Annotated in this window: 5 protein-coding genes and 1 pseudogene; 4 read left to right on the forward strand and 2 right to left on the reverse strand. The window is 35.1% G+C overall.

Annotation, left to right across the window (positions count from 1 at the left end; genetic code table 11):
* Nucleotides 1-597: pseudogene (locus AC3DU7_RS25800) on the reverse strand (RNA-directed DNA polymerase); the annotation flags it as partial.
* 68 nt (nt 598-665) lie between these two features.
* Between AC3DU7_RS25800 and AC3DU7_RS25805 the strand changes: the two are divergent.
* Nucleotides 666-1,649, forward strand: a complete 984-nt coding sequence (locus tag AC3DU7_RS25805; RefSeq protein WP_488042140.1) for a DUF1848 domain-containing protein — start codon at nt 666-668, stop codon at nt 1,647-1,649.
* 261 nt (nt 1,650-1,910) lie between these two features.
* Entirely contained in the window at nt 1,911-2,552 is a 642-nt protein-coding gene (locus AC3DU7_RS25810) for a Uma2 family endonuclease (protein WP_488042141.1), read from the forward strand.
* A 125-nt stretch (nt 2,553-2,677) separates the two neighbouring features.
* On the opposite strand, the gene AC3DU7_RS25815 is transcribed toward AC3DU7_RS25810, so the two are convergent.
* Nucleotides 2,678-2,827, reverse strand: coding sequence for a hypothetical protein (locus AC3DU7_RS25815; protein WP_488042142.1), 150 nt, complete (start codon nt 2,825-2,827; stop codon nt 2,678-2,680).
* Nucleotides 2,828-3,038: 211 nt separating this feature from the next.
* On the opposite strand from AC3DU7_RS25815, the gene rpsU reads away from it, so the two are divergent.
* Nucleotides 3,039-3,227, forward strand: a complete 189-nt coding sequence (rpsU, locus tag AC3DU7_RS25820) for a 30S ribosomal protein S21 (protein WP_011613894.1) — start codon at nt 3,039-3,041, stop codon at nt 3,225-3,227.
* Nucleotides 3,228-3,814: 587 nt separating this feature from the next.
* The gene (deoC, locus tag AC3DU7_RS25825; protein WP_488042143.1) at nt 3,815-4,492 is read left to right on the forward strand and encodes a deoxyribose-phosphate aldolase; all 678 of its coding nucleotides are present in this window, start codon (nt 3,815-3,817) and stop codon (nt 4,490-4,492) included.
* Nucleotides 4,493-4,672 lie beyond the last annotated feature (180 nt).

The raw sequence follows: 4,672 nt of genomic DNA on the forward strand, positions 1-4,672 counted from the left end.
AACATTAGATTGGAGAAGGATAGCATTAGATATACAAGGTTGACCCCATTGATTACACTGGTCATTAATAAACTTAATTATATGTGAAACCCGCTCTTGTAAGCTTCTAGGATAAATTTTATATATTAATGTAATATTTAATTGAGCGAGTAGGTTTTTTACTTCTTTCACAAATTGGTTGTATATTGCTAAAGAGTAAGGATTTTTATCTATTGCTATACATACAATTTCTAGTGAATTTGTAAATTTTTCACTTTCTCGGAAAGAAATAATTTTGTCTAAAAATGCTATAGTTGCTGCTCCTGCTCCACATCCAACATCTATTAAACATATATGCTGATTTGTAGATATCCAATTCAATAATTTTTCTGAAGTTACGATATTTTCCAGGGTGTAAATTACTTTAAAATAGTGTGCAGGAAAAAAATAGTAATATTGAGCAGCAGCACTTTCAAGCGTTTCTTCTAAAAGTTTTTCTACTACTTGTTTTCGAGAAATATTCTTGTAGTCTTTAGCTTCTGGTTGCTTTGCTAACCACTCATGTACAGCACTATAAGTAGATGCAATATCAGGATGAAAAGAAAAATGGTCTGACATTTATTGATGTTTTAGTCAATCTAAAGTTATAATTAGTAACTATATAGCTACTAAAAAAAATAAACACAATGAAAATTATAAGTGCAAGTCGTAGAACAGATATTCCAGCTTTCTACAGTAAATGGTTTCTCAATCAAATTCAAGCAGGTTTTTGCCATAGAATTAATCCAGTTAGCTATCAAGTTTATCGAGTCTCTTTGCGACCAGAAGATTGTTTGGCCATAACATTTTGGACTCGTAATCCTCAACCACTATTACCACACCTGAATTTTCTGAGTAACCAAGGATATATTTACTATTTCCATTTCAGCATTAATGGGTATCCCAAAGCAATAGAAACTAATAACCCACCCCTAAAAAAATCAATAGAAACTTTTCAAAAGCTGTCTGAACATCTTTCACCTAATCAAATTCAGTGGCGATATGACCCGATTTTACTAAGTGACATAACACCCTTTTCTTATCACTTAGAAAAGTTCGATTTTCTCAGTCAACAACTAGAAGGTTATACAAAACGTTGCTATTTTTCCTTTGTTAATTTTTACGGTAAAACAAAGCGTAATTTGGGCAAAGTTGCTGTAGAGAATAACATCAAATTTCAGCATCCTTCTCTAGAAGAAAAACAGCAACTTACTGATCAACTCCGAGATATTGCTACAGCACGAGGAATTAGATTATATTCCTGTTGTGATGATGCTTTAACAGGTGAAGGAATTGAAAAAGCTCATTGTATTGATATGGATATTATTCAAACGTTACGACCTAACTTTAAAACTCATCTGAAAGCAGCACCAACGAGAGAAGAATGTGGTTGTGTTGAGTCAGTTGATATCGGTATTTATGATACTTGTGTTTTTGGTTGTCAATATTGCTATGCGACTAACAGCAGAAATACTGCTTTCAAACGAATGCGAGAAAATAATCCTAACGATACCCTTTTATGGAGACCTGCAAAATTGAAAGATATTGACCTTGCTCTAGAAGAGCAAAGCAAAAAACGGAAAAAGTCTGTTATTTCAGAACCAGAGTATATTCAAGGTAAACTTTTCTAAGAACAATATAAACAATAAACTTTTTCAAACGTTAAAAGTCAAAAATATTGGTTGGTAAAGCTTTTAGGATTTTGTAACTGGTTAGTTATTTATGCCATCCTGCAATAGGGAATAGTTGGAAAAACATTTCTGAGATTGATCATCCGCATAAGTCTTAACCAATTTTTTTTTAGCTTAAGGATTTTTATATAGCGATCGCTAAAAATTCAATAATCCTTATGAAAAACCAAAATTTTCTGACAACTAATAACTGAAATACCCATGAATAAAACCCAAGCAAAACCACCCATAGACACTTGGATAACAGCAACTTGGCAAGAATACATCCAAATTATTGAAGACCCCTTCTACGAAAAAGCCAAAGTTTACTACCACAACGGAAGACTCAGAATCGAAATGTCAGCAGTCGGCAACGGTCATGGTAGTGACCACGCATTTGTTATTGGAGTAGTTGGTCTGTTTGCTGCCACCAAAAACATCATGCTCAACGGTCTAGATAATGGCGCTTATGACAAAACCGAATATCTCGCCGCTCAACCCGATGCTTCCTATTACATTGGTGAAAATGCTGATGTCATTCCTTGGGAAACTTTTCTTATCGATCTTGGTATCTATCCCCCACCAACCCTAGTTATAGAAGTTGCCGATGCTTCTTTGACAGATGATAAAGGGGAAAAACGTTTACTGTATGAAGCAATGAATGTTTCTGAATATTGGATAGTTGACGCGGCCTTGAAGGCAGAAGTTATTGCCTTTGCCGTTGCCGATGGAGGTAGTAAAAGAATTAATGAGTCTCAAGTTTTGCCAGGGTTAGGCATTTCTTTATTAGAAGAAGCACTGCAACGTACTCGTCAAGAAAATCAAGCTCAAGTTTACAGGTGGTTATTCAGTCAGTTTCAATGACAGAGAACAGGGAATAGTAAGTATTAATTTTAATTATACCACAATTAGACCATTTCCTTCTTCCTTATTTAAACATTAGATAATTTATGCTAATATACTAAAACCTAAAAAATGACGGGAGAAAGTTAGCGAGGGTTATTTATCCCCTGGTTGAATAATGGCACGCGGGTTTTAACCCCATCGTCAAATCCCAAAGCTACAAAAAAAGGTAAGCTCACAGCTAGATTTCGGTCTATGCCGAGGAGTATAGGAGTTTGTTGATAGGCTTGAAGCAAATGTGGATTTATCCCATTTGCGGTGGACTAACCACAGAATCCAGGGTGTTTCAACCCCTGGAGATGTCAATTGAATCTGTTAGAGCTATTTAAAGTAGTAGCCACAATTGGCTAATCTTGCTTTCTGTAATCAGAACTAGCAAAGAATAACTACTTTTGCTCCACAAAAAAAAAATAAAGTCAAAATATCTATTAGGAGGATAATGCATAGATGACCCAAGTGATACTAGGAGAAAATGAAGGAATTGAATCTGCATTACGTCGGTTTAAACGACAAGTTTCTCAAGCTGGAATATTCCCAGACATGAAAAAACATCGTCATTTTGAGACACCCATTGAAAAACGGAAGCGTAAGGCAATGGCTCTACAAAAACAAAGGAAAAGACGTTCCCGCTATTAATCTTTATTGCTTTATTGTAATTTGAATTTGTTGTCAATTAGTATCTTTCTAAGTCTATAAGTCATTAAGAAGCTGTTAAGATAACTGTTGTTGAGACGCCTGGGTGCGTCTCCCTGACACTACTAACAAAAAAAGAACTAAACATTAGCAATTGCTAATATTCGGTGAGGTACAAATTTCTAAGTTTTAGGCAACAAGCTACAGCAGATAAAAAAACAAATGTACCTCACCTCTGGAGAAAAAACCTATATTTCAAAAATCATATTTATAAGTAACCATTTTCTGCTTAATTAATATTAATTTAATAATTGAATTTGACCGAATAATTAATAATTAAATAATTGTGGTTTAAAGCCTCCCCTTATTGAGATTAAGGGAAAAAAGCGGTCGTTAGCGGAGCGCACCCGTTGGGTGGGATGGCGTTAGCGGAGCGGGTCTGCAAGAACGGGTCTCCTCGCCATATCCAATCGACCAAGAGAAAAGAGAATATTCCTTATATTCAATCAAGAACGGTTAAAGCCGGAGGTAATTATCAATTATCCATTATCAATTATCCATTAATAAAACTATATTTTGGGAGAGAAAAAATGGCTGTAGAGCAGCCGGAACTTATAGATATTTCCCCTTTTATTGACCACTCTTTATTAACAATTACCGCAACCCCAGAACAAGTTTCAAAATTCTGTACGGACGCTGAAAAATTTAAGTTTCCATCAGTTTGTGTATATCCTTACTACGTCAAACAAGTAGCTGAACTTCTTCATGGCAAACATCCAAAAGTTTGTACTTTGATTGGTTTTCCTCATGGTCAAACTACTGGTAAAGGTAAATTGTATGAAGCTTCAGAAGCTGTAGAAAATGGTGCTTCAGAATTAGATGTGATGATTAATTTGAGTCACATTAAAACAGGCCAGACTAATGAATTACATCGGGAAATTGCGGAAATTTCTGAGGAAACTGGTAAAGGAGTGAAGGCCATTTTAGAGATGGCATTACTTACAGAAGCAGAAAAGCGATTAGCGACAGAAGTCTTAATGGATTCTGGTGTGGCCTTTATTGTTACTAATACGGGATGGTATGGTGGAGCAACGTTAGCGGACGTGCAACTGCTCAAGGAAATGACTAAGACTAATGTGGGAATTAAAGCTGCTGGAGGAATTAAAACTTATGATCAAGCAATGGATCTAATTTCTGTGGGTGCTACTAGGTTAGGTACATCTCGTGGTCTAGAATTGCTGAAGGTTTTAGGTGGTAGGTTTCAATAATTAATAATTAATAATTAATAATTAATAATTACCTCTCCTTGAAAAGAAGAGGATTGACTCAAAAGAAAATTTTTATTTATTATACCCTTAAAAGGTGAGGCTTTAAACCACAATTTTTCGGTAAATTTAACAGGGCTGGAGCGATCAAAAGTTTCGGATATTCCTTAAATTATGTAATTA

Source organism: Okeania sp. (assembly GCF_983059655.1).

Excerpts from the sequence above, each read along its gene's own strand:
- AC3DU7_RS25805 (WP_488042140.1), top strand. The coding sequence starts at position 666 with ATGAAAATTATAAGTGCAAGTCGTAGAACAGATATTCCAGCTTTCTAC.
- AC3DU7_RS25810 (WP_488042141.1), top strand. The coding sequence starts at position 1,911 with ATGAATAAAACCCAAGCAAAACCACCCATAGACACTTGGATAACAGCA.
- rpsU (WP_011613894.1), top strand. The coding sequence starts at position 3,039 with ATGACCCAAGTGATACTAGGAGAAAATGAAGGAATTGAATCTGCATTA.
- deoC (WP_488042143.1), top strand. The coding sequence starts at position 3,815 with ATGGCTGTAGAGCAGCCGGAACTTATAGATATTTCCCCTTTTATTGAC.